Origin of the sequence: Roseibium album (assembly GCF_965233825.1) — a bacterium.
GTDB lineage: Bacteria > Pseudomonadota > Alphaproteobacteria > Rhizobiales > Stappiaceae > Roseibium > Roseibium album.
The window spans coordinates 4881785-4906669 of sequence record NZ_OZ247583.1; the positions used below are offsets into that span (position 1 = coordinate 4881785).

Genomic DNA, 24885 nt, shown 5'->3' on the forward strand with positions numbered 1-24885 from the left:
CTTGAGAGGCTCTGGCCGATGACGTGTCGCCACCAGTGCTCCTCAATTCGGCATTTGTGCGCCTGAAATGGCATGCCAAGACAGAATTATTCAGGTTCCCCAACGGGTAGAGGGCAAAAAATGGAAAAACGCAAATTAGGGAAAAACGGGCCTGAAATCGGGGCGATCGGTTACGGTGGAATGTCCTTTTCCGACATGTATGGTCCCACGAACGAGGCAGAGAGCCACGCAATTCTCGATACCTGCCGTGATCAGGGTGTCACGCACCTGGATACAGCCAATGTCTATGGCATGGGAAAATCGGAAAACGCTATCGGAACCTATCTGAAGGCCAATCCGGGTGCGCGTGAAGAGTTTGTGATCGCAACAAAGGCCACCATAACCCGCGACCCGGACGGCAATCGCTTTTATGACAATTCAGCAGAGCATCTTGAGTCCGAACTGGACAAGTCGTTGCAACGGCTCGGTCTGGACTGTGTGGACCTGTTTTACGCGCATCGCCGTGACCCACGCTTTACACCGGAAGAAACGGCGGCAAATCTTGGTCGTCTGGTTGAAAAGGGCAAGGCTCGCGCGATCGGGCTGTCCGAAATTGCGCCCTCGACCTTGCGCCGGGCGATGAACGCCTTTCCAGTCGCCGCCGTTCAGTCGGAATATTCACTCGCCACGCGATTTCCCGATCTTGGACTGGTTCAAACCTGCGCGGAACTTGGCGTCGCCATGGTTGCTTTCTCGCCTGTTGGTCGCTCGCTGCTGACGGACAACCCGATCTCGCGCGACCGGATAAGGGACCTGCCGTTCCTCGCCGGCAACCCGCGCTTCACCGAGCCGAACCTGTCTGAAAACCTGCGCATTTCAGAAGGCTTCCGAAAACTCGCGGCAGAGATGGGAACTTCGGCGGCGGGACTGGCGAATGCCTGGTTGCTGTCGCGCGGACCTCATGTGATCCCGATTCCCGGCACCCGGTCTGTAGAACACTTGCACGAATGCATCGCGGGGGCAACGCTGAACCTCACGAAAACGGATCTGGACCGTATCGAGGCTGTGCTGCCCGTTGGCTGGGCCCACGGGGATCGTTATTCGGCAGAGCAATGGATCGGACCTGAACGATATTGTTGATGGAAATTCAACGACGAACAGTTGATCGCAAAATACCGCACACATGAATGACCGGCGCGAGATCGCAGCGTGCGATCGATCGCAGGTCGTTCAGATGTCAGCTCTGAATTTTCGGAAATCAAGTTTTCGGTGTCTCAAACACTTGTTATGCAGACAATCCAGTCCTGTTGTCCTGCAGAAAATCGAGTTCGATGCGCCACCAGCCGAACCTGGCGATCAACACGAGGTCAGCTGGAGAGCATGCCTCGCTGCCAGCAGTACTGCCGTGTTCCGCCGGAACCTTTAGCGAAAAGCCGTTTGGCCTTTGTGATGGCCGTCCTTGAGCGCTACAACCAGTGTTGCCAGGACGATGCAGGCCGCAGCGGCATAAAACGCTGGCTTTGGCAGAATATCGAAAAACAGCACATCTGCGATCACAGCAAAAACGAGAGACAGGTATTCAAAGGCGGCCAACTTGGAGACTTCGCTATACTGGTAGCTCAGCGTCATCAGGATGTGCGCAATACCGCCGGCAATTCCCGTGCATACCAACAGGCCAAGCTGATTCCAGTCGGGCAGCGTCCAGCCGAACGGCAGTGTGGCAAGGCCAGCAACCGTGCACGTGAGTGCAAAGTAAAACGCAATGGCACCGGCATTTTCCGTCAGCGCCAGACTTCGGATTTGAACCTTTGCGCCTGCGGTCAGAATTGCCATTGCCAACGCCAGACCGACACCAAGAAAATATGATGTGTCAACATTTGCCTCGGCGATCGTTGGAAGCACCAGAACGAGCACGCCGGCAAATCCGAAGAGGACACCAAACCAGCGGGCGCCGTTGACGGTTTCGCCAAGCAGGATTGCCGCCAGAACAACAGCCAGAACCGGTGCCAGATAGCCGATGATGGAAGCATGAGACAACGGCAGGTACTTCAGGCTGGCAAAACTTGCAAACATGGCAAGGCAGCCCAGGACGCAACGGATCACATGACTTCCAGGCCGGTTCGTTTTGAGGCCGGAAGGAAAATCTCGTGTCCAAACCAGGAACAAAACCAGCGGAATCAGAGCAAAGGCGCTTCTGAAAAAGACTACTTGTCCAACAGGGACCGTGTCGGACAGCCATTTGATGAAAAGGACCATCAGCGTAAAGAATGCCGTTGCGCCAATCCGTAGACCGATTCCCTTGAGATCCATGATCGTTATTTGCCCGTCCCGACTGAATTTCCGCCCAGAAAGTCGCGCAACCGATCGCCCGCCAGATTGATGGCAAGAACGCACAAAAGAATGGCCGCGCCTGGGAAAATCATGAGATAAGGAGCCGTTTGCATATAGGCCTTGCCATCGAGCAGCATGGCACCCCATTCCGCATTCGGGGGCTGCACTCCGAACCCCAGAAAGCTCAAGCCGGATATGGACAGAATGCTTCTGGACCAGGTGTTGGTCCATAGCACCAACAGGCTGGGTCCGATATTCGGTAGTATGTGACGCCACAGGATGAGCGTGGATGGCAAACCATTCAGGCGAGCCTGCACCACGAAATCACGATGCACCAGGTCAATGCTGAGGCTTCGAACAAGCCGTGCAAATTTCATCCAGCCGACCAGAATGAGGGCTAACACCATATTGGCCGTGCTCGGACCCAAAACTCCTGCGATGGTCACCGCAGCGATCAATTCCGGAAAAGCAAAAAAGCTGTCCGTCATACGCATCAGCACAACGTCGGCCGCCCGTCCGAAATGGCCCGCCACAAGGCCGATCATTGTCCCCATGACGGCGCCAACAAACGTAATCAAAAATGCCAGCCCGAGGGACCAAATGCCTCCGTAAAGCAGTCTTGTCGCAATATCGCGGCCAAGCTGGTCGGTGCCAAGCCAATGAGCCTGCGAGGGCGGAGAAAGTCGATTCAGAAAATCGGGCGAATTTGGAGCATAGGGCGATAACAGGAAGCCGGTGGTCGCGACTGCCAGCACGCAAAGAACCATCACCCCAAGCCGGAACACGAACCGGTTCAGGTCCTTGCCGTGTTTGGTTTTTTGCAGATCGGTTTCTTCGGAAAACCCGGCCTGGATTTGAAATGTCATGACCCGGCCTCATATGATCGATCGTGTTTTGGTGGCTTGAGAAACGAAATCCTTGGATCCAGCGCATCCTGTAACAGCTCAATCAGGGAATTGATGAAGACGTAGACAAGCGCAGAGAACATCACCAGAAAAAGGATCATGGGATAGTCCCGGGAGAGCACGGAGCCGGCCAGGAGCGAACCGATACCTCCACGTGCGAAAGTCAACTCGACGATGACGGTCCCTTCAAGGAGGCTGGCAATGTCCAGACCAATCATGGTGAGCGCGGGAATGGCCGCATGACGAAGGATATGGCGCCAGAAAATTTCACTTTCGCTCACACCGCGCAATCTCAATGTTTCCACAAAAGGCGCCGACTTTGCTTCCAAAAAGAATGCACGCAAGAGCCTGGTCTGCGATGCGGTGATCCAGAACGCCAGTGTGATCGCAGGCAGCACCAGATGCTGGGGTGAACCCGTGCCATAGGCTGGAAGCCAGTTCAAATGAGCTGCGAACAAAAGGATCAGAAGCAGACCGAGCCAATAATTCGGCATGGCCGCACCAATTGACGCCAGGGCGACCGCGGCCCGGTCGAAATGGCTGCCCGGTCTCCAGACAGCAACTGAACTGAGTGCGAATGCGGCAAGCAGCCCAATAAGCAGCGCAGTCGTTGTCAGCGAGAGCGTCTCGGTGACATTGCCGACAAATATGTCCCAAACCGGCGTGTTGGAGGCGAAGGAATTGCCGAAGTCACCCTGGACGAAACGGAACAACCAAAGGAAGAACTGAACGAAAAACGGCTCGTTCAACGAGAATTCCTCCCGAATTCCTTCCAGAATTTCTGGCGGAAAAGCCTGCACATCCGGGTAGCGGGCATGGGCAATTGCTGCGGCTTTGTCACCCGGTGCAAAGTAAGTCATTGCAAACGTAATGAGACTAACGCCGAACAGGACGCAGAAAAGGCTCAGAAGTCGGCGGAAGAGTGCAAAAAGGAAAGTTGCAACACGGAGGCTCGATGTCAACATGATCGAGCTTCCCCGGGTCCTTGTTTTGCTGGAACGACCTCTGGTAGTCCACCCAGCTCCCTGGCAGCCAGAATCAATTCTTCGCAATATCGGCTTTCCGGGGACCTGAAGAAATTTCCGGCGCTTTGGTTGGCCTCTATCTTGCCATTTCGCAAGACAAGCACATGATCGGCATAAGTCGCCGCAAATCCGAGATCATGGGTCACGATGATAAATGTTGTTCCATAACGCATTTGAATACGCCGCATCGTGGCCGCCACCTGCTTTTGAACGATTGCATCGAGTGCACTGAGCGGCTCGTCGAAAAAAATGAGGTCTGGCCGGGCAACCAGCGCACGGGCAAGACAGGCACGTTGCGCCTGCCCCATGGAGACTTCAGAAGGGCGACGGACTGCAAGCTCTGGAAGAAGTTCGACCTCGGAAAGTGCGTCTGAAACCGCATCATTCAGCTCTGCCGCAGAAAGGTTCTTTGAAAAGACACTCTCTCCGATGGAAACTCCAAGTGGCAACTTCGGATTTAAAGCGGCAATCGGATCCTGCATGACCCACCGGCTACCTGGCAAACCGCGAACACCGCGCCATCGTCCTTCAAGTTCGGTCGGCTCGCCAATTGTGGGGTGAAATGCCAGGCTTCCAAATTCCGCCGGCAAAAGTCCGTTCAGAGCACGCAACAAGCTGCTTTTCCCCGAACCGCTCTCACCGGCGATGCAAAGAGTTTGTCCCTGTTGCACACAGAAGGAAATCGCGTCCAATATTGTCTCGCCGTGAATGCGGACACCAAGATTTTCAACACGCAACATGATATCAGGTCATTCCGCAGCCGCGGAAACGGTATCTCCATGACTCACGGCAACCTCCCAGTTGCGATGACTCACAAGCAATTTCCCATAAGCCGTGTTCGGCTCGTCCAGCAGTTTTGAAGTTTCGCCAAATTCCACGATTTGCCCGGCTGTCATAATCGCGGTTCGCGTCGCATAGCGCGCTGCAAGAGCCAGGTCATGCGTTACGATCAGCAGTGCAATATCTTGCTCTTGAGCGTAAGTCATCACCGTGCGCATGACCTGGGCTGCAATCAACGAGTCAAGCGCGGATGTGGGCTCATCAAGGATCAACAACCGCGGTTTACCAAGCAGTGCAATTCCCAACAACAGCCGTTGTTGCATGCCTCTGCTCCACTGGTGAGGAAAGCTGCTACCAAAGGAACGAAGGCCAAGGCTATCCATCAGGGCCTGTTGCGAAGCGTTGAACGCGGAACTTCCGGTGACGATTCGCGCAGCCTGGCGCCATTGCCAGTTCAGACGCTTGAGGGGATCAAATCCGTGGTCCGGATTTTGCGGGACAAAAGCAATACCTTCTGGCCTGGCGTGCTGCTTTTTCGATGTAAAACAACGTTCCGTGCCGCCGAACCACAAGGAACCGCGATAGGGGATCGCCGGGCGCGTCAGACCCATCATGCATCTCAGGAGAGTTGATTTACCCGCTCCTGAACCACCAACAACCGCGACGCATTCACCCTGGTCGACTTCAAAACTCAGATTGTCGAGCACCACCTGCCGGTCGATACGCGCCGACAGGTTTTCTACTTTTAGCAGCGCTTTGTTGTCAGTCCGCAAGCGTCAGGTCCGGTGTTACAAGATAGGTTTCAGCCGGATGGATCCGGTAGCCGTCCACTTTGCCATTTCCGACAGAAACCTGAGTTTTGTGAAAAACCGGAATCAGCGGCAGATCCGTGTTTATGATTTCCTGGATGCGATCATAGTAATCCTTGCGCACTTCATCGTCGAAACTTTCACGGCCCTTCACCAGAAGGTCGTCAAGTTCAGGATTTGAGTAACCGGAAAAATTATACCCGACGCCCGATTCAACAAGTGTGCTCGGGAAATAATTTGGGTCACCGAGTGGTGCCGTGCCCCAAGCCTGAAGGTGCATCTGGATTTCGCCAGCTTTCAACGCCTCGTTATTGGCATCATATTCGGCCATGGAAATCTCCGACCTGATACCGATCTGCTGCAACATCGCCTGGGTGATTTCCAGCGTGGGCCGCAGGGCCGCACGACCTTCGTATGAGCGAATCTTGAGTAAAACCTCGACACCTTCAAGCTCACGATTGCCATCGCCATTGGTATCCTTGATGCCGGCCTGATCCAAAACCGCTTTGGCTTGTTCGGGATCGTACTTCAGGGACAGACCGGAATTTACCCAGGATTCCATTGAGGTCGGGAAAATGCCGTTGGCGACTTCTCCACCCACCCCATTCAAGGAAGCGGCAACAATGGTATCCCGATCCAGACCAAGGGATATCGCCGTGCGCAACGTTTCATTGGCAAGCGGCCCATCGGCGGTCCGGACCTGAAAAAAGAAAAGCCTCGTGGTTGGATTGGAAAACAGTTGTCCTTCGCCCTTGTTTTTCAATTCCGCAAAATCCGGCTCGGGATAGTTGGTAACCAGATCGACGTCTCCGGCTTGCAATGCGAGAGCTGCAACGGATGAGTCTGAAAGTGCGTCCATGACGATCGCGTCGAGCTTTGGATCCCCACCCCAATAGTCTGCAAACTTTCGTGTCCGATAGGTCTTGTCGGTTTCGGCAGTGACAAAAACAAATGGACCGGTGCCAATAAGCGGCAGGTCGTCAGTGCCCTCTCTCATGACTGCGGCCGATGGTTCGGTCAACGACCATAGAAATGCGGAATTTGGAGTTTTTGTCTTGAACACCAGCGTGTGAGGGTCCTCAACTGTGATAGCGTCCAGTCCAAGCAATTTCGACAGGCGCGGATTGTGTGCCGGATGGCCCTCCTGATCCAGCTTTTCGAACGAGGCCCTCACATCCTCAGCCGTCATTATCGAGCCGTCGTGAAATTTGACATTAGGTCGAAGTGTCAGCTTCCACTCGGTCGGAGACACATTTGAAAAGCTCTCGGCAAGCCGAGGCTGCAATGCCATGTCATAACCAAGGCTGATCAACGTTTCGGAGACGCCGGCACGGTTGCTGAGCCACCCATTTTGCCTTGCTCGGGGATCAGGTACACTTGACTTGGGTCCGAATGGTACAGCAATACGCATTGTTTTATCAGCGGCTTGCGCACGATTATCGGGAATGACAAACGCCATCGCCGCCAGAGCAACAAGGCTCAACGAAACGGTGAAGACAGATTTGATTTTCTTGTTTGGCAAGGCGGTCTCCAGAACACTTGAAAACATGAATAACTGGCACAGCAATGCCTAGACGTAATTTTATAACATTTCAAATACAATCTTCACCCGTCAACCAAATCCCTGGCCACCAACCGCCTCAAAATTCAAAAGAAAAGTCCGCCCCCCTGAGTAAATTCGTAAACCGACCGGTCGTTGGGTGACCATGCACGTTCTCAGGACAAATATATGCCTGGTTTAGAGACCAATTTTCTCAATGCGAGCCCTTGGAAGGCAAAGAGTCATGTTTTGGAGCTGCGGCAAACCGACTTGCAGGAACGTTTTTGATAATTAAAAATGTATTATCTTACAGCGACTTAATTTTACAAAACCGGAAATTTTCCGACGCCTCTCCACTTTTTGCATTCCAAGGAGTTGCAAAAATCTGAAAAGGAACAAATGATGTAACCAATTCAAATTGGTTCCATAAAAGATTCCGCCATGACAGAAGATCGTCCAACGCAGCGCAACTCCAGCCTGGCACTGGAACGTCTGCGTATTCTCGTCGATCAACTGGCATTGGACGGCGTGCGCCAGTTGCCGACGGAGCGGGACCTTTCCGAGCAAATTGGTGTCGGACGCCGGGCCGTTCGACGGGCGCTGGAAGTGCTTGAAACCGAAGGGTTCATCTGGCGACGGCAGGGTGCCGGCACGTTTATCGGCTCCAAACCGAGCGAAGGTGATCATCAACTCAGTAAACTGCCGGAAATGAGCAATATGCTCGAAGTCATGGAAGTGCGCCTTCGCCTGGAACCAGCCCTGGCGCAACTGGCCGCTATCCGCGCAACCTCGCAGGACATTGTCCAGATGCGTCACATCGCGGACAAGGTCGGTGAAGCGCACGACATGGACGGCCGAGAATTGTGGGACGGTGCCCTCCACCGGGCAATTGCAAAGGCCGCCGGCAACGCCCTGTTCCTGGCACTCTTCGACGTTGTCGACCGCATGCGGCAGAACGAAAGCTGGCGTCATGTGCGCGAAGCCTTGCGGACCCGCGAAACGGTCACGCAATACAAGGCACAGCATACCGACATTGTGGACGCCATCGAACGTCACGATCCTGTCTCTGCCGAACGCCTGATGCGTCAGCATCTCCTGACTCTCCAGGAACGGCTGCTTTTTCAGACATCGGAAACTGCCGACAATGGTTGAGAGCCTTGAAATGCAATCGGATGTCACCGCCGGATCGCGCCTGCTGACGGTCGAAAATCTTGCAATCCGCTTCAAGAACGCGACTGCAAACACGGTTGACGGCATTTCATTTGGTGTCGACCGCGGGGAGACACTGTGCATCGTTGGAGAGAGCGGATGCGGCAAATCCATCTCCGCGCTCGCACTGATGGGTCTCTTGCCGATGCCCCCGGCGGAGATCGCAAGCGGGCGCATCTCGTTCGATCAGAAGGACTTGCTGTCCTTGCCTGCAAAAACCCGTGCGGATTTGCGTGGTGATCGCATGGCGATGATTTTCCAGGAGCCCATGACGTCGCTGAACCCTTCCTTTCGTATCGGAGACCAGATCGCCGAAGGCGTGCTCCGTCACAGGGCGGTCAGTCCGGCAGATGCGCGCCGCCGAGCGCTGGAAATGCTGGAACGGGTGAAAATACCTGCCGCATCTGAAAGGCTCGACGACTATCCGCATCAGCTTTCAGGCGGAATGCGGCAGCGGGTGATGATCGCCATGGCACTTGCCAATGACCCTGACCTGCTGATCGCCGACGAACCGACAACCGCGCTCGACGTGACCATCCAGGCGCAGATTCTTGATCTAATGAGAACGCTTCAGCAGGAAACCGGAACCGCCCTGATCATGATCACGCATGACCTTGGCGTTGTTGCCGAAATCGCCGACCAGGTGGCGGTGATGTATGCCGGGAAAATTGTTGAGCAAGGACCGGTTCAGGCCATTTTTGATGACCCGCAGCATCCCTACACCATCGGCCTGATGAGCTCCCTTCCCTCCCTTGGCGAGCGGCAAAGCCGCCTGACAACAATCGCCGGGATGGTTCCGACAATAGACAGGATGCCCTCCGGTTGCCGCTTCGCACCTCGCTGCCCGTTCACGACAGTAACCTGTGAGGCGCAAGCTCCTGCACTGTCGGCAGTGTCGGACAGGCACCTGGCGGCCTGTCACCTCGCACCGCTCGAAAACCATTTGGCGGAAGCGTTATGAAGCACTTTGCTCAGGACACCATTTTGGAAGCGCGTGGGCTCGGACGCACGTTCACGCGAGGCGGCGGCCTGTTCCAGCAAAGAACATTTGTCAGAGCCGTCGATGGCGTAGACCTGGCTGTCAGACGCGGTGAAACGCTTGCAATCGTGGGTGAAAGCGGTTGCGGAAAATCCACGCTTGCCCGAACTCTTGTCCGTCTCCTTGAACCGACGAAAGGTCAGGTTCTATACGAAGGGAATGACATTGCGCATCTTCCAGCACGCGACATGCGCCGCCTGCGCAAGGATTTGCAATTTGTCTTTCAGGATCCGTTTTCGTCGCTCAATCCGAGAATGACGGTCGGTGCAATCGTTGAAGAACCGCTGACTGTCCACACGCAGGACAACAAGACCACACGGCGGCAGAAGGTTGCCGGCCTGCTGCAAAGGGTTGGCCTTCGTTCCAGCATGGCAGACCGATACCCGCACGAGTTTTCGGGCGGTCAGCGGCAGCGCATCGGCATCGCCCGCGCTCTGGCTAGCGATCCAAGTGTGATCGTTGCCGACGAGCCCGTCTCCGCACTCGATGTTTCCGTTCAGGCACAGGTCATCAACTTGCTTGAGGACCTGAAGTCCGAATTCAACCTGACGCTGATCCTGATTGCTCACGACCTTGCCGTCATCCGTCACATGAGTGATCGGGTTGCGGTCATGTATCTCGGCGAAGTCGTCGAAATCGGCGACACGGAGACCGTCTATGGTGCTCCCCGGCATCCTTACACCCAGGCCCTGATGCGCGCGATTCCCGTGCCCGCCCCCGGCATGCGTTCGATGCATGCCGACCTTCCGGGAGATATCCCCTCGCCGCTGAACCCTCCGTCAGGATGCCGCTTCCACACGCGATGCAGACAAGCTGACGAACGGTGCGGAATTGACCGCCCCACGCTGGAAACCGCCGACGGAACGCGACAGGTGGCTTGTCATCACTGGCGGAAGGTCACCGAAGACCAGACCCGACAAAAAAAAGAGCCGCCTCGAAGTGTGGCCACTGCGAAACGATTTTCCCTTTACCGGGAGTGGAGCCGGAAAAAAATGTCAAATGGCCCATCCTCCTCCCCCGTTGTCACCACCACCCAGAGGAAAGACAAAAATGCGTAAATCTCTCCTAGCAGCACTGCTCCTCAGTGCCTCGACGGTAATCGCTCCTGCCATGGCAGCTGACCTTCGCATCGGCCTGCAGGAAGATCCTGACGTTCTTGATCCGGATCAGTCGCGGACATTTGTTGGCCGTATCGTTTATGCGTCCTTGTGCGACAAGTTGGTCGACATCACGCCCGATCTCGAAATCGTTCCTCAACTGGCCACCGGCTGGTCATGGTCAGACGACGGCCTGACGCTGACGATGGATCTGCGCGAAGACGTCACGTTTCACGACGGCACGCCGTTTGATGCGGAAGCAGTCAAGGCCAATATCGACCGCTCCCAGAACCTGCCGGAAAGTCGGCGCAAGAGTGAAGTCAAAACCATCCAGTCCGTTGAAGTCACTGGTCCGCACCAGGTGCAGTTCAAGCTCAAAGGGCCCGACGCGACCCTTCTGGCACAATTTGCCGACCGATCCGGCATGATGCTGTCGCCAACAGCCGCCGCCGCGGCCGGTGTGGATTTCGGTGCAAATCCCATATGCTCCGGTCCATTCAAATTCGCGGAAAGGATCGCGCAAGACAGGATCGTGCTCGAGAAGTTTGGCGACTATTGGAATGCGGACGCCATCAATTTCGAAAAGGTCACCTTCCTGCCGATTCCGGACACGACCGTCCGCCTCGCAAATCTGCGCTCCGGCGATCTTGATATGCTCGAGCGTCTCGCGGCAACGGATGCGACTTCAGTGAAAGGTGATGATTCTCTGCAATACGAAGAGGCAGTCAGCCTCGGCTATCAGGGCATTACGGTAAATGTCGGCAATGGTGACCGCGCCAACAATCCTGTCGGTCAGGACGCAAGAATTCGGGAAGCATTCAGCCTCGCTCTTGACCGCGACGCAATCAACCAGGTCGTTTTTGAAGGTGCATTCGCACCTGGCAACCAGCCCTTCCCCCCGACAAGTCCCTGGTACGACAAGGACCATCCGGTTCCGTCCAGAGATGTCGAGAAGGCAAAGGCTCTCTTGAAAGAAGCCGGTCATGACAGCCTTGATGTTGAAGTGCAGGTCGCAAACAACCCGGTTCAAACACAGCTCATGCAGGTTGTTCAGGCGATGGCCGCGGAAGCCGGTTTCAATGTCAAACTGAAGTCGATGGAATTCGCCAGCCTTCTGTCGGACCAGTCAGCGGGCGATTACCAGGCAAGCCAGATCGGATGGTCGGGACGCGTAGACCCGGATGGCAACATCCATCAGTTCGTGACCTGCGAGGGCGGTATCAATGACAGCAAATATTGCAATCCGGAAATAGACGACCTTCTGGACGCGGCCAGAACATCCACGGACCTGGAAATCCGCAAGGAGAAATATGACGCGGCGCGTGACATCCTGAATGCGGACATGCCGCTCATCTATCTCTACCACGTCACCTGGATTTGGGCACTTTCGGACAAGCTGGAAGGCTTCACCCCCTATCCGGATGGCATGATCCGTCTGGAGAACGTGAAGTTCAAGTAAGACCAGAAATTCAAGGGACCCGGCATTTTCGCCGGGTCCCGGTCACCGGCGGAACCCAAAAATGCTGTCTTTCATCGCAAGACGACTGGCAATAGCCATTCCGACCATTGTTCTGGTCTCGGTGTTCGTCTTTTTCCTGCAGAAACTTCTTCCGGGAGATCCGGCACTGGTTCTGGCGGGAGAAGAGCGCGACCCGGAGACATTGGCGTTTATCCGGGAAAAGTATCATCTCAATGAGCCGATCCTGACGCAGTATTTTTATTGGATCAGCGCCATGTTGCAGGGAGACTTCGGAATTTCGCTGCGAACCAACCAACCTGTTCTGGAACTCATCGCAGACAAGTTGCCGGTGACAATCCAGTTGGCTGTAATGGCTATGTTCATCGCGATGATCATCGGCATACCCGCGGGCATTGTATCCGCAGTCCGGAAAGGTACCGCGGTCGACTATGCCGCAAACATCATTGCGCTTTCCGGCCTGTCGATACCGAACTTCTGGCTGGGCATCATGCTGATCATGCTTGTTTCGGTCAATCTCGGCTGGCTTCCGGCATCCGGTTATGAATCTCCTTTCGTCGATCCGGTCCGATCCCTTGAGACCATGATCATGCCGGCCTTTGTCCTCGGCACTGCGCTGGCTGCAACACTGATGCGCCACACGCGTTCGGCAATGCTCGGAATCCTGCGCGCAGACTATGTCCGCACGGCCAGGGCAAAAGGACTGCGGGAACGCGTCGTTGTCCTGAAACATGCCTTCCGTAACGCGCTGCTTCCCATCGTGACCCTGAGCGCCCTTTTGTTTGGCGAACTGCTCGCGGGTGCAGTCCTTACCGAGCAGATTTTCACAATACCCGGCTTCGGAAAACTCATCGTCGACGCGGTTTTCACGCGGGACTACGCGGTGGTCCAGGGTGTCGTCATGTGCACTGCCGTTGGCTTCATCCTCATGAATCTTATCGCCGACGTCCTGTATTTCTTCCTGAATCCACGCATGAGGACCGCATTGTGAGCGTCGCTGTCGATATCCCTGCTGCCGGTTCCGAAGAGCAGCCACGGTCTGGAAACCGGGCCTGGAACAAACTCAAGGCCAACAAGAGTGCCTTTGTCGGCTTTCTGCTCGTCGTGTTTTTCATCTCGATTGCCGCTCTCGCTCCCCTGTTGCCGATTGCCGACCCTACGGCGACCAGTTGGGGTGCCATTCGCAATGCCCCCTCCGCAGCCCACTGGCTTGGCACCGACGAACTCGGCCGCGACATACTCTCCAGGATGATCTGGGGCGCACAGGCGTCACTGCTTGCCGGTGTGGTTTCAGTTTTGATCGCCGTTTCGGTCGGTGTTCCGTTCGGATTGATTTCAGGCTATTTCGGCGGCTGGATTGACCAGATCATATCGCGTGCGACAGATGCACTTCTGGCGACACCGTTCCTGATCCTGGCGATCGCGCTTGCCGCGTTCCTGGGTCCGAGCCTGACCAATGCGATGATTGCGATCGGTCTTTCGGCAATGCCGATTTTCATTCGACTGACCCGCGGCGAAGTTCTGGCAGTCAAAACGGAAGACTATGTCGAGGGCGCACATGCGATCGGTCTTCCGACCCCGATCATACTGGTGCGCTACATTCTGCCGAATGTGTTTGCGCCAATTCTCGTTCAGGCGACCCTGACAATCGCAACGGCAATTATTGCAGAAGCAAGTCTGTCGTTTCTCGGACTCGGCCAGCAACCTCCAGCACCCAGCTGGGGATCAATGCTGAATGTCGCCAAGAATTTCATGACTCAGGCTCCCTGGATGGCAATGTGGCCAGGCATTGCAATCTTTCTGGTGGTCCTCGGCTTCAACCTTCTGGGAGACGGGCTGCGCGACGCGCTCGATCCCCGAGAAACATAAAAACAATCAGGAAACGCTCAAACCCGGATTTCCATATGACAGCTTTTACCACCAGACCCGAGATCAAAGGCACCTTCGGTGTCGTCACGTCGACACACTGGATTGCCACCGCAGTGGGAATGCGCATGCTGGAACTCGGCGGCAATGCGTTCGATGCCGCTGTTGCCACAGGCCTGGTTCTTCAGGTTGTAGAACCACATCTGAATGGGCCTGGCGGCGATCTCCCCATCCTGCTGCACAATGCAAGCCAGAATGAAACCAAGGTCCTATGCGCACAGGGGCCTGCCCCGGCCGCGGCGACGATTGGCCACTACAGGTCAGAGAACCTGGATCTTATTCCGGGCAATGGCCTGCTTGCGACTGTCATTCCTGGTGCTTTTGACGGCTGGATGCTGCTCCTGAGAGACCATGGAACTCTGCCATTGAGAACTGTGCTGGAACCGGCAATTCATTACGCAAACCAAGGACATCCTCTGCTACCGAGGGTCAGCGCGACAATCACGGGACTGAAGGACTTCTTCGAAACCGAGTGGCCAACGTCGTATCAGACCTGGGTGCCCGGTGGCGCTGTGCCGAAAGCGGATTCGATTTTCAAGAACCCCGTTCTCGCGGAGACCTGGTCAAGGCTTCTGCAGGAAGCTGAAACCCAGTCCGTGCGCGAACGACAAATCGATGCGGCTCGCGATTGCTTCTATCGTGGCTTCATTGCCGAGGAGATCGGCAACTACCTGAAGACTGCAGAAGTCATGGACGGTTCCGGAGCCCGCCACAAGGCCGTACTTTCAACGGATGATCTTTCCGGATATTCAGCGACCTACGAAGATCCGGTCAGCGCCAGTTACAAAGGCTGGACGGTTTTGAAAACGGGGCCGTGGGGCCAGGGACCGGTGCTGCTTCAGTCTCTTTCCCTCTTGCGCGGTTTCGACCTTGAATCCCTCGACCCGTCCGGACCGGAATTCGTTCATCTTGTGACCGAAGCCATGAAACTTGCCTTTGCGGACCGGGAAGTCTACTACGGCGATCCCGATTTCTGTGATGTTCCGCTAAACGTTCTTTTGTCGGATGACTACAACGCAGCACGGCGATCCCTGATCTCCGAAATTGCATCTGCCGATTTGCTTCCAGGCACGATTCCAGGCTTCGAGACCCAGGTCCAACGCACACTGGAAGTCATCAATGGAGCCGGGATTTCCGAATCCGGTGTTTACGAACCGACGATGGCTCATCTGTCCGAGAAGCGGGGCGACACCGTCCATATCGACGTGATTGACCGCTGGGGTAACATCGTATCCGCAACACCGTCCGGTGGCTGGTTGCAGTCATCCCCGATCATTCCAGGTCTCGGTTTTGCACTGAACTCCCGCGCCCAGATGTACTGGCTTCAGGATGGATTGCCAGGATCCCTCGCCCCCGGCAAGCGTCCACGCACGACGCTCACACCAAGCATTGCGTTTCACGAGGACGGTACCGCACTTGCCTTCGGCACTCCGGGTGGCGACCAGCAGGATCAGTGGCAACTGGCCCTCTTCCTGCGGCTCGTGCATCACGAAGGGAACCTTCAGGCAGCCCTCGACATGCCTCTGTTTCACACCACCCACTTTCCGGCATCGTTCCATCCGCGTCAGCGACAACCGGGCCATATCATGGCGGAGGAGAGTTTTGGCGCAGACACGCTTGCTAGCCTCAGGAAACAGGGTCATTCGGTGGAAGTTGCCGATGCCTGGACGATCGGTCGGCTGACTGCGGCGGCACGTGACCCTGGTGGCCTCCTGCGCGCAGGCGCAACCCCGCGCCTGATGCAGGCCTACGCAGCCGGGCGATAAGAAAAAGGGACGCGATATGACATTTTCGATTGTCGCCCAAGACAACGGGACAGGACATTACGGGGTCGCTGTCGCCAGCCGGTTTTTTGCCGCAGGGGCCGTCGTTCCACACCTTGCTGGCCGTGTCGGGGCAATTGCCACACAGGCACTCGTCAGCCCGATCTACGGAACGGAAGGGTTGATCATGCTTCGTTCTGGAAAGTCGGCGCAAGAGGTCTTCGATACCGTCGTTGGTCGCGACCAGGGAGCTCATTCCCGCCAGATCCATCTGATTGACTCCAAAGGCCGCACGGCAGCCTTTACCGGCGAAAAATGTGTCAGCTGGTGCGGACATCTTGTCGAGGAAGGTGTCACCGTGGCAGGAAACATGCTCGCCGGACCACAAGTGGTTGAGGCTGCGATGGAAACCTATCAGGCAAACATTGCCTTGCCGCTCGAACAAAGATTAATGACTGCCATGGAAGCAGCCGAGACTGCGGGGGGAGACAAACGCGGGCGGCAATCAGCAGCCCTGAAGATTGTTCATGATGATGACCATCCCTGGCTTGATATACGTGCTGACGATCATGGAGACCCGCTGGCCGAGCTACGTCGATTGCACGCCGTCGCGCAGGAACGCTACCTGCACTTCGCCGAGTTGATGCCGAGCCGCAATAACATTCACGGCCTGCTTGATCGCACTGAAATCGATCGCAAGATTGCCCGGCTTGAGGCAGAACGAAACACGCAGGGGATAGCCAGCGCCTCTTTTGCGACAGCTGCTCCAGTCTCCGGAGGCTGAGATCCAATCCGACGGTGCGTGAGAGTCCTGAAGCGGAACACTTGAACGCAGACCTGCGCTACGACACTGTCCGCTCTTCGAGCTCCGAAACATTCGTTGCGACACCATCAGTTGCACCGCGGTTGCTTGCCATGTTCGGACACATGGTGAACGCATTCTTGGTGGGAAGAACATTTGTGATGGCTTTCCCCGGAATATCAAATGCAGTCCCGTGTGCCGGCGTCGTGACCCGAAGAGGCAATCCGGCCAGTACGGAAACGCCCCGATCAAAACCGAGCAGCTTGATCGCGACTTGCCCCTGATCATGATACATCGTGACGACCGGATCGTATTGTCCATCTCCGACCTTGAGCCACAGCGTGCCAGAACCAACCAGGAACATCACGACGCCTCGGCTTTACAAAAGCGCCTTGAGTTGCGCGGCGACCTGCCCGGTCATTGAAAGATCATTGCCGCCGACAAAAATAAACCGGTAAGACCCGTCCTGCCATGCGGTCGTCGCCAGTCCGTGAAGCATTTCGGAACTGGTTTTGTCGCCTTCAGCTGGTTGCTTTGCAGTGGTGACACAAAGCGCAAATGGAGTGCCGTTCCCATCCTGGTAGACAATTTGTATCAACGGAGCATCGTCAAGACCGAGAACCTGAACCCTCGCCAATCTGAGTGCTTCCGGGGCCTCCAGCGACGATATTTCCAGCGGGCGTCCCAGGCGTACACTGGCTGCATCGATTTGCCGTTTCAAAACGTCGGACGTGGCGGTCGTCAGCCGGACTGTATCGGCGACATAAAGTGACTGATATTGCGCAACGCGCCCTCGCCAATCTTCGGAAGCGGGCCTCCCGATCCACATGGCGCTGCCACCCATAACAGTTCCAAGTACCAGGGCAGCCGCCAGTTTCAGCCATTGCCGGCTTTTGCCGGCTGATACATCTGAAACGAATGCTGATTTTTCAAGGTCCTTTAGAATGTGCCTGCCTGGCAGAGCGATCATCGCCTCTCGAACCGGTGATGCAACCGGGTCCAGCGCCATGACCCGGCTTTCCAGGTCCCGGTCCACACGCATGGTCTGTTCGATTTCGGCAGCCCGTTTGCCATCGAGGTCGCCGTTCAGAAAGGCCAGAAGTTCCTGATCCGAATAAGTCACTACTGCTCCTTTCTCTTTTCACGCTTCGTCACCCCGGCAAATTCCTTGAGCGCTTTTCGCGATGCGTGCAGCCGGCTCATAACGGTGCCGATAGGGATGTCGAGAATGACCGCGGCCTCCGAATATGTGAATTGTTGGACGAAAACCAGCTCAACCACGCTTCGTTGCGCATCAGGCAACGTCATGACCCTGGAAATGATTTCCTTGGCATAAAGGTTGTGTTCTATCCCGGGGGCCAGATCCGGGATCTGATCGACATCAAGGATTGCGAATGCCTTGTCTTGCCGACTTGCCCGGCTACGCAATTCATTCAGCCAGATCGAGCGGCAAATCTGCAGGCACCAGCCCTCAAAACTTCCTGACGAGCGAAATTGATCAGCTTTCTCGACTGCGCGCAGGCAGGTCGATTGCACCAGATCGTTGGTCATCTCAACATCACCCGTCAAGCTGAGCGCAAATCGCCATATGGAGGGCAAAGAACGCGGCAGCAAGTCCCTGACGGAGCGAGGTTTCATGTGATCTTCCAGCACGCCGGCGGCAGAAACGCCGCCGGAAATTGCATGGGATTACTCTACCGTGATTGTTATCACGTCAGAGTAGATGGGCGGATCATGTGGAACGTGATTGAGGTCCCCGAGTACCAGCTGCAGTGTATGGGTACCGGGAGCCAGTTCGAGCATCGTTTCGGTCTGGCCACCGCCATAGTGGATGTGGTTCTCATCTGCCGGAAGATTGTAGATGAACTCATCCGCGCCGTCTTCTCCCTGACCGATCGGAGGGCGGTTCAGAAGTAGATGGTGATGGCCGGTATTGTCTTTTTCGGTTCCAGCCGGGGCAACTCCCATACCGTTCAGGCCGAAAACCACTTTCACCGGACCGCTGACTGAGTCTCCGTCTTCAAGATTTACAAAATAGACTTTGGCTTCCGGGTTGGAAGGCGTTTCACCCGCGTATGCCTGCGCCCCGATCATGCTCATCGCAGCGACAATTGGTGCAATAACAAATTTCATTTCATTCTCCCGCTTTAAACTCGATGCCCTGTAGACACCTGGAAATCGATATTATTCACTGGAACTCAAATTTATTTTCCGCCCGCCTCTTTCACGTTTTCAGTGGCACGATCACGTTGTCGAACAAATCGGTTCATCAAGTTCAATATGATGCAACACCGCGCGAACGGATAGACATGATCAGCGCGCGCTCGGGCCAGGTCTCGCGACCGCCACGGTTGCGGATCTCCCGGAGTTGTTTGCCCGCCGCGTCAAGCTCACCCATTTCGGCAAGCCCCATTCCAAGATAGGCGCGCGCCAGCACATTGTCCGGATCGGCCGAAAGCGCCAACGCATAGTAAGCCTCGGCTTGGGGCCAGTCTCCGGATTTGCGCGCAATGAACCCGCGATAAGTAAGAACACGGGAGCTCGACTGATCCGAGATCGCGTCCAAAGCGCGACCCGCTCCAGTCAGCGTGCCTGCATAGGCCAGTTCTCGTGCAGCAAGATAGCGATCCCTGTCGGTGAATATCCGGGCGTCGAGATCAATGCAGCGACCAGTGGCACCATCCCAGGCTTCGCCATCGGGACACTTCGTCGAGGTCGGTGTCGGTTCCGGAGGCGTTGATCCCTCATCTTCGGGATCCACTGCAAGGACCGAAACCGTCGTCAGCGCCAAAAACAGGGCTGCAAGTGCGAACCTCATCGCTCACGTCTCCCGTTTCCAATTTGCTTCTGGGCCGATGCGACGACAAGGCAGTGACAACGGCCCGAGACAACTCAGCCGGCGACATTCTCGACAATGACGGCGATGCCCTGCCCGCCGCCGATACACATGGTTGCCGCACCCAGTTGTTTTTCTGTTCTGACGAGTTCATGCACAAGCTTCGTCATCAGGATTGCTCCCGTTGCACCGATTGGATGACCAAGCGCAACAGCGCCACCATTGGGGTTCACTTTCGCATCCGACAGGCCAAGCAGATCATTGACCGCACAGGCCTGCGCGGCAAAGGCTTCGTTGCTCTCCACGACATCCAGGTCGTCGGCACCGATGCCGGCGCGTTTCATCGCGATCTGCATTGCCGGAACCGGACCAATCCCCATCACGGCCGGATCTACACCTGCCACCCCATAGGACCTAATCCGTGCGAGCGGCCTGACACCAAGCTCTTCCGCTTTTTCTGCACTCAGCATAATGATGGCGGCAGCGCCGTCATTGAGACCCGAGGCATTCCCCGCTGTAACCATGCCGTCTTTCTTGAAAACCGCCCGCAATCCGGACATATCGGCAACCGTGGCTTCATGGCGGACATGTTCATCGGTATCAAAAACCTTTTCCTTGCCCCGCCGTCCGACACTCAGCGGCACGATCTGATCCTTGAAGCGCCCTTCACGAATGGCTTCGCTGGCACGACGATGGCTCTCAACGGCGAATTCGTCCTGCCGTTGACGGGATATCTCGTATCTGTCTGCCACATTCTCCGCTGTAACCCCCATGTGCCCGATCCCGAACGGATCGTGCAGGGCGCCGGTCATCATGTCGACAACCTGTGCGTCGCCCATACGCTGTCCCCAACGGCCACCTGGCAGCTGGTAGCCTGCCCTGCTCATGTTTTCGGCGCCTCCCACCAAAGCCACTTCACCATCTTTCATCGAAATGGCCTGGACAGCCGAAACGACAGCCTGCAAGCCGCTGCCGCACAGTCGATTCATCGTAAGGGCTGGTGCATGATCAGGTACTCCGGCCTGACGCGAGGCTACTCTGGAAAGATACATGTCACGCGGTTCGGTATGGATCACATTGCCGAAAAAGGCCTGATCGACCTGCTCCGCCTGAATGCCGGCCCGTTCGATGGCCGCCTTGGCAACTGTGGTTGCAAGTTCACAGGGCGGCGTATCCTTCAACGCCCCACCGAAACTACCGACAGCGGTACGCGCAGCACTTGCAATCACAATCTCTTTCATCGGTCTAATCCTTTGCGTCGCGGTCGGTTCAATTGAACTTGAGCCATTCCGGTTCGGGGAGTTTCTTCATTGTGCAGCATGCCGCGAACAGAACAACGAAACAATTCCGCCAAAAGGTCACTGACGGAACCTCTGGTCATGAGGTTTTGAGAATGACGGAACCCGACCTGTTCCCTGATGCAATGATCTCATGCGCCCTTGCGCAGTCTTCCAGCGGAAGAACGTGCGATATCTGGAAATCGAGCACCTTGCGGTCCAGTAGCTCCGCAAGGTTCCCGATAGCTGCCGCGCGCTCTGCCTCTGACAAAATATAGACAAGGACCAGATCGATGGTCACAGCCTTGAACATCAACGGATAGAAGGGCAGCACGGGTGTCATGTCTTTCGCCGAACCGATTGCGGCAATGGTTCCTCTCTCGGCAATGATCTTTGTGTTCATCTCGATGTTTTTGCCGAATTCAACTTCAACGATACGGTCAATCGGGCGACCTTCGGTGACTTCCAGGATCTGGTCAGACAGGTTCTCGGCGGAATAATCGAAAACCGCTTCTGCACCGGCATCTCTTGCCGCCTGTATTCCCTTTTCGCCTCGCGCCGTTGAAAGTACCTGTGCTCCCGAAGCAACCGCAACCTGAATGGCAAGTCGCCCGACTGTCCCTGCTCCGCCACTCACAAGTACCTTCCGACCGGCAACCGTCCCGCCTCCGAGAACCGCGTGGCAGGCTGTTATCCCCGGAATACCGAGGACGGCACCTTCTTCGAAGGAAACATGGTCTGGCAGCGCCACAGCCTGATCTGCCGGAAGCGCGATGTAGTCGGCAGCCGTGCCAAAAGCCCGCTGCCATTGACCATTCCAGATCCAGACCCGTTCCCCGATCCGGCTTTCGGGAACGCCGACACCAACGGCCTCGATCACGCCCGAGCCATCGCTATGGGGCGTGATCTTCGGGAAAGGAGGCTTGGTTACACCCGGGCGGCCGCCTGCGCGAGCACGAACATCGGACGGGTTGGCCCCCGACGCATGCAAGCGGACAAGCACTTCGCCATCAGCAGCCTCGGGAATCGGAAGCGCCTCCAGCTGCAATACCTCGGTGGCATCACCGAAACGGTCATATGTAATGGCTCGCATGTATTTGCTCCCGGTTTTTCCAGATTTGTCGGTCGATTCATGCAAACTGCCAAGTGCTGATTTGCGACAGCCTGTTCGATTGCGCAAAACTGGCAAATATGAAAACCCGCCGGAATGACCGGCGGGTTGGAAGGAAACCTGTGATGAAACCGGCCGACAAACCGGGTCGCCCGCCGGTTCAGCAGCTATGTCAGTGACAATCCGGACGGTCGCCAGGGATCAGGACCTTGTCGATCACATGGATCACGCCGTTGTCCGCCTGGATATCCGCGATGATGACGTTTGCGGTCGAGCCGGTTCCGTCGGCAATATCAACCGCCTTGCCTGATCGGGTGATGCACGTGCGTTCGCTTGTCAAAAGCGGCTTGAAATAGTTGGATCCAACCGGGATTTGGTTGGACGTCAACTTGCGATCATCAACGTGATAGAGAAGCACATTTATGAGCTGGTCCTTGTTCTCCGGTTTCAGCAATGTTTCCACGGTGCCTTCAGGAAGCGCCGCGAAGGCATCATTTACCGGAGCAAACACAGTAAACGGACCTGGCCCCTGGAGAGCGTCCTGAAGTCCGGCTGCCTGAACGGCGGCAACAAGCGTGGTGAAACGCTCATCGCCCGCGGCGATTTCAACAATCGTATTCGCATTTGCTTGGCTGGCAAAAAGACACACTGCTCCAACAAGGGCCGAAAGGCTCTTTTTCATGACATCTACTCCAAGTGTCGATTGATTACAGAAGCGTTACGCCACAATGACGAAGTCAGATCTTACTTTTTTGGAAAAAATCGATATTTATTATTTCCCTTGTAATCATGGATGCAAGTCAACAGACAGCATCTGCTCATTCCAGCACCTCATCCGGCTCCATTCGGCATCGTCCAGGGCTGTCCGCGATCAAGACCGTCTACGTATCCGCCATTCGTGATGTCGTGGAACCAATCCTCAAATCTTCAAAAGGCTTTCCCTGTCGGGATAGGCTGTTTCGAAAGGGAGTGTAGTGACACCATTCAGAATGCGGTCCAACAGCGCATCAAGCAATTCAGTGCGCAGATCGAAATCCCGGTGAGGTCCGAACAGCTTCTTGAGTTCTACGCCTGGCTCACCGGACAAATTTGTTGCGGGCGCACCAAGTGCGAGCAAACGAGCCTGTTCACGGTTTTCGCGCCGGTAAGTCCCGCCGGTCTCGAGTCCCGAATACCCCCCGTTGGCGCGCCTTTCAGCCATCGCGAGCACGCGCCCCCAAAGCAATGGCCAGTTGCCACCGTATCCTGGAAAAGGCCGATCTTCTCGCATCGCATCTTCACTCTGGAGATAGAGATCGACCTTTTCAATCCCGACATCTGAGCCACGCGCCTTGCGGCTGACCGGCAGATCACGCGGGTGATATAGTCGCTCAACGAAACTTTTGCGGAAAAGCTCTTCAGGTAGCATGGGTGAAAACAGGCTGAGAGAGGAAAAGATCGGCTGCCGGCTCCAGTAATCCGTCTGTCTGAACAATTCGGCCAGCAACAACGAACCGAACCCGTGCGCGGACATATGGTATGAAATCTCACCCTGGCGATACCGGGGCTCAAGCGCGCTGAACAGATCATTGAGGATTTGCAAGCCTTCGCCGAGCGTGTTTTTTTCGCTTTTATAGACGACAGACATCGAGCTACGCCGGATTTCCTCGACAATTCGAAGCGCGGCGCCAGACAACTGTCCCTCGATGTGACGATCTTTTTCAGGGCTCTCGCCCAGGCCGATGAGCTTGTTCGCGCGTCCCACTTCTGCTTCCACCATATCGTGTACCGCAACACACAAATCGTTTTCGACAGTGACAAAAAACGGATAAACCCCGTTCTTCTTGAATACGGGAACTGCATCACGGAGCGCCGACATCGTCGCGTTTTCGTGCCGCTGCAGCCCCATGAAATGAATCAGGATGTGTTTGTATTTGGAGCTTTCAGCGAGGATCCTGACTGTCTCTTTCAACGTTGCCATATCGATATGGTATGGACCGAAGCGATCAAGCTTTCCGCGTGAAGTCGACGCGATATGGCCGAGGACGTCGAAGCGGGTGGGTGGTGAGACAGGGTCAATGGATGCATGGTCGAATGCGCCCTGCCCCAGCTGCGCTCCGCGTGATACGGCGGCCTGAGCGCTGCCAATAGCAGAGTGACTGGCGATCGGAACTGCGAGCCTGAGAACCCACATGTCGACGACACTGGACGCCCAGTCTTCGTAACTCCAGAGTGCCACCCCGTCTTCGCCCCAACTGGCGCCCCACGAATTCTGCACGAGAAATCCGCGTTCCGTATATCCGACAAGGATAAAGGCATGACGACCCAATTTCTCGGACTTCGTTTTGGGAAGACCGATGTGAGCGGTTTTGGTTGACCATCCTTCGTGGATATCGGCGGAAGCAAGGACCAGTCCTGCCTCGCAAAGGGCTGCATGTACATCCGGCAGTCTTGGTCGGACGCGATAGTAGGCACCAAGCTGAACCTTGCGCGCACTTTCCAGGATTTCCCTGGTCATGTGCCATTCGCGCCCCGATAGTCCCTTGGCGACCGTGTCCGCGCATGCGCCATTGAAATAGAATGCTTTCAAAGCCCCGCGGATCGACGATCCTTCATAATTCTCACCAGGAAATCTGTCGTGAAATCGCGCAATGTTGTACAACATGTTTGCTGAAGCCCAGGGTTTTCTGTCTCCCTTGCCCAGCTTCGTTTTCGAGGATTTGTCGAGCATACGATCGCGCACACGAAGGTGATCGATAATGCCTGCCAGTGCGTGTGCGGTACAGCTTCCCGCGTCACCCTGATCGCGGATGCGGCCACTGCTCCACCAGAGCGAGTTACCCGAGCGCGGATCGACCTGGCGCGCCAATCCGGACAACGCGGGCTGGTATACGTAATCTCGTACGTCTCCGACGTCCGCGCTGGTGGTCAGCAAACGTTCTCCGCGAAACAGGAGACTTGACTTTGCGGCACTCAAGTTAGTTTCCCTCCGGAAAACCT

General features: G+C 55.9%; 24 protein-coding genes. 9 read left to right on the forward strand and 15 right to left on the reverse strand.

From position 1 onward, the window contains the following. The first annotated feature begins 120 nt into the window (after nucleotides 1-120). Nucleotides 121-1119, forward strand: a complete 999-nt coding sequence (locus ACO6TI_RS22220) for an aldo/keto reductase (RefSeq protein ID WP_422383395.1) — start codon at nucleotides 121-123, stop codon at nucleotides 1117-1119. 282 nt (nucleotides 1120-1401) lie between these two features. Here the strand turns inward: ACO6TI_RS22220 and ACO6TI_RS22225 are convergent, their stop codons facing one another. The 6 genes from ACO6TI_RS22225 to ACO6TI_RS22250 are packed head-to-tail and all read right to left on the reverse strand — an operon-like array spanning nucleotide 1402 to nucleotide 7351. After that, nucleotides 1402-2289 (reverse strand): EamA family transporter, encoded by an 888-nt coding sequence (locus tag ACO6TI_RS22225; protein WP_197000652.1) that lies wholly within the window; start codon nucleotides 2287-2289, stop codon nucleotides 1402-1404. 5 nt (nucleotides 2290-2294) lie between these two features. Next, nucleotides 2295-3176: an ABC transporter permease gene (locus ACO6TI_RS22230; protein ID WP_422383396.1), complete on the reverse strand. Its 882-nt coding sequence runs from the start codon at nucleotides 3174-3176 to the stop codon at nucleotides 2295-2297. Next, on the reverse strand, nucleotides 3173-4180 hold the full coding sequence (locus ACO6TI_RS22235; RefSeq protein ID WP_422383397.1) for an ABC transporter permease: 1008 nt from the start codon (nucleotides 4178-4180) through the stop codon (nucleotides 3173-3175). Before ACO6TI_RS22235 ends, ACO6TI_RS22230 begins: the two co-directional genes overlap by 4 nt. Then, nucleotides 4174-4980, reverse strand: coding sequence for a dipeptide/oligopeptide/nickel ABC transporter ATP-binding protein (locus ACO6TI_RS22240; RefSeq protein ID WP_350184215.1), 807 nt, complete (start codon nucleotides 4978-4980; stop codon nucleotides 4174-4176). Before ACO6TI_RS22240 ends, ACO6TI_RS22235 begins: the two co-directional genes overlap by 7 nt. A 9-nt stretch (nucleotides 4981-4989) precedes the next feature. After that, nucleotides 4990-5793: a dipeptide/oligopeptide/nickel ABC transporter ATP-binding protein gene (locus ACO6TI_RS22245; protein ID WP_422383398.1), complete on the reverse strand. Its 804-nt coding sequence runs from the start codon at nucleotides 5791-5793 to the stop codon at nucleotides 4990-4992. Beyond that, nucleotides 5783-7351: an ABC transporter substrate-binding protein gene (locus ACO6TI_RS22250; RefSeq protein ID WP_422383399.1), complete on the reverse strand. Its 1569-nt coding sequence runs from the start codon at nucleotides 7349-7351 to the stop codon at nucleotides 5783-5785. Before ACO6TI_RS22250 ends, ACO6TI_RS22245 begins: the two co-directional genes overlap by 11 nt. Before the next feature lie 459 nt (nucleotides 7352-7810). On the opposite strand from ACO6TI_RS22250, the gene ACO6TI_RS22255 reads away from it, so the two are divergent. The 8 genes from ACO6TI_RS22255 to ACO6TI_RS22290 all read left to right on the forward strand — a co-directional run bounded on the left by ACO6TI_RS22255 (nucleotide 7811) and on the right by ACO6TI_RS22290 (nucleotide 16664). Continuing rightward, nucleotides 7811-8521, forward strand: coding sequence for a FadR/GntR family transcriptional regulator (locus ACO6TI_RS22255; protein ID WP_055115746.1), 711 nt, complete (start codon nucleotides 7811-7813; stop codon nucleotides 8519-8521). Further along, nucleotides 8514-9539 carry an ABC transporter ATP-binding protein gene (locus tag ACO6TI_RS22260; protein WP_209004725.1) on the forward strand — a complete coding sequence of 342 codons (1026 nt, stop codon included), beginning with the start codon at nucleotides 8514-8516 and terminating at the stop codon, nucleotides 9537-9539. Before ACO6TI_RS22255 ends, ACO6TI_RS22260 begins: the two co-directional genes overlap by 8 nt. Then, nucleotides 9536-10675, forward strand: a complete 1140-nt coding sequence (locus tag ACO6TI_RS22265; protein ID WP_281931906.1) for an ABC transporter ATP-binding protein — start codon at nucleotides 9536-9538, stop codon at nucleotides 10673-10675. Before ACO6TI_RS22260 ends, ACO6TI_RS22265 begins: the two co-directional genes overlap by 4 nt. Continuing rightward, nucleotides 10668-12173: an ABC transporter substrate-binding protein gene (locus ACO6TI_RS22270; RefSeq protein WP_422383400.1), complete on the forward strand. Its 1506-nt coding sequence runs from the start codon at nucleotides 10668-10670 to the stop codon at nucleotides 12171-12173. The genes ACO6TI_RS22265 and ACO6TI_RS22270 overlap by 8 nt, the downstream gene beginning before the upstream one ends. Before the next feature lie 61 nt (nucleotides 12174-12234). Beyond that, nucleotides 12235-13182, forward strand: coding sequence for an ABC transporter permease (locus ACO6TI_RS22275; protein ID WP_104703998.1), 948 nt, complete (start codon nucleotides 12235-12237; stop codon nucleotides 13180-13182). Beyond that, entirely contained in the window at nucleotides 13179-14060 is an 882-nt protein-coding gene (locus ACO6TI_RS22280) for an ABC transporter permease (RefSeq protein WP_282047458.1), read from the forward strand. Before ACO6TI_RS22275 ends, ACO6TI_RS22280 begins: the two co-directional genes overlap by 4 nt. Nucleotides 14061-14095: 35 nt before the next feature. Beyond that, nucleotides 14096-15883, forward strand: a complete 1788-nt coding sequence (locus ACO6TI_RS22285) for a gamma-glutamyltransferase family protein (protein ID WP_422383401.1) — start codon at nucleotides 14096-14098, stop codon at nucleotides 15881-15883. A 16-nt stretch (nucleotides 15884-15899) separates the two neighbouring features. Further along, complete coding sequence (locus ACO6TI_RS22290; protein WP_422383402.1) at nucleotides 15900-16664, forward strand: DUF1028 domain-containing protein; 765 nt, start codon at nucleotides 15900-15902, stop codon at nucleotides 16662-16664. A 58-nt stretch (nucleotides 16665-16722) separates the two neighbouring features. Here ACO6TI_RS22290 and ACO6TI_RS22295 read toward each other — a convergent pair whose 3' ends face one another. From ACO6TI_RS22295 to ACO6TI_RS22335, 9 genes are all read right to left on the reverse strand, one after another. Next, nucleotides 16723-17046 carry a 4-hydroxythreonine-4-phosphate dehydrogenase PdxA gene (locus tag ACO6TI_RS22295; RefSeq protein WP_409859795.1) on the reverse strand — a complete coding sequence of 108 codons (324 nt, stop codon included), beginning with the start codon at nucleotides 17044-17046 and terminating at the stop codon, nucleotides 16723-16725. A 15-nt stretch (nucleotides 17047-17061) separates the two neighbouring features. Continuing rightward, a complete protein-coding gene (locus ACO6TI_RS22300; protein WP_197000644.1) occupies nucleotides 17062-17805 on the reverse strand; it encodes a hypothetical protein in 744 nt (247 codons plus the stop codon). Beyond that, complete coding sequence (locus ACO6TI_RS22305) at nucleotides 17805-18320, reverse strand: RNA polymerase sigma factor (RefSeq protein ID WP_422383403.1); 516 nt, start codon at nucleotides 18318-18320, stop codon at nucleotides 17805-17807. The genes ACO6TI_RS22300 and ACO6TI_RS22305 overlap by 1 nt, the downstream gene beginning before the upstream one ends. A 51-nt stretch (nucleotides 18321-18371) precedes the next feature. Next, nucleotides 18372-18815: a DUF4399 domain-containing protein gene (locus ACO6TI_RS22310; RefSeq protein WP_055115762.1), complete on the reverse strand. Its 444-nt coding sequence runs from the start codon at nucleotides 18813-18815 to the stop codon at nucleotides 18372-18374. A 142-nt stretch (nucleotides 18816-18957) separates the two neighbouring features. Further along, nucleotides 18958-19500, reverse strand: coding sequence for a tetratricopeptide repeat protein (locus tag ACO6TI_RS22315; RefSeq protein WP_422383404.1), 543 nt, complete (start codon nucleotides 19498-19500; stop codon nucleotides 18958-18960). Nucleotides 19501-19574: 74 nt separating this feature from the next. After that, nucleotides 19575-20759 carry a beta-ketothiolase BktB gene (gene bktB / locus ACO6TI_RS22320; RefSeq protein ID WP_422383405.1) on the reverse strand — a complete coding sequence of 395 codons (1185 nt, stop codon included), beginning with the start codon at nucleotides 20757-20759 and terminating at the stop codon, nucleotides 19575-19577. Nucleotides 20760-20895: 136 nt separating this feature from the next. After that, nucleotides 20896-21888: an NADPH:quinone reductase gene (locus ACO6TI_RS22325; protein WP_422383406.1), complete on the reverse strand. Its 993-nt coding sequence runs from the start codon at nucleotides 21886-21888 to the stop codon at nucleotides 20896-20898. A 190-nt stretch (nucleotides 21889-22078) separates the two neighbouring features. Beyond that, nucleotides 22079-22588, reverse strand: a complete 510-nt coding sequence (locus ACO6TI_RS22330; protein ID WP_422383407.1) for a fasciclin domain-containing protein — start codon at nucleotides 22586-22588, stop codon at nucleotides 22079-22081. A gap of 237 nt (nucleotides 22589-22825) precedes the next feature. Continuing rightward, complete coding sequence (locus tag ACO6TI_RS22335) at nucleotides 22826-24862, reverse strand: C1 family peptidase (RefSeq protein WP_422383408.1); 2037 nt, start codon at nucleotides 24860-24862, stop codon at nucleotides 22826-22828. Between the last annotated feature and the right edge of the window lie 23 nt (nucleotides 24863-24885).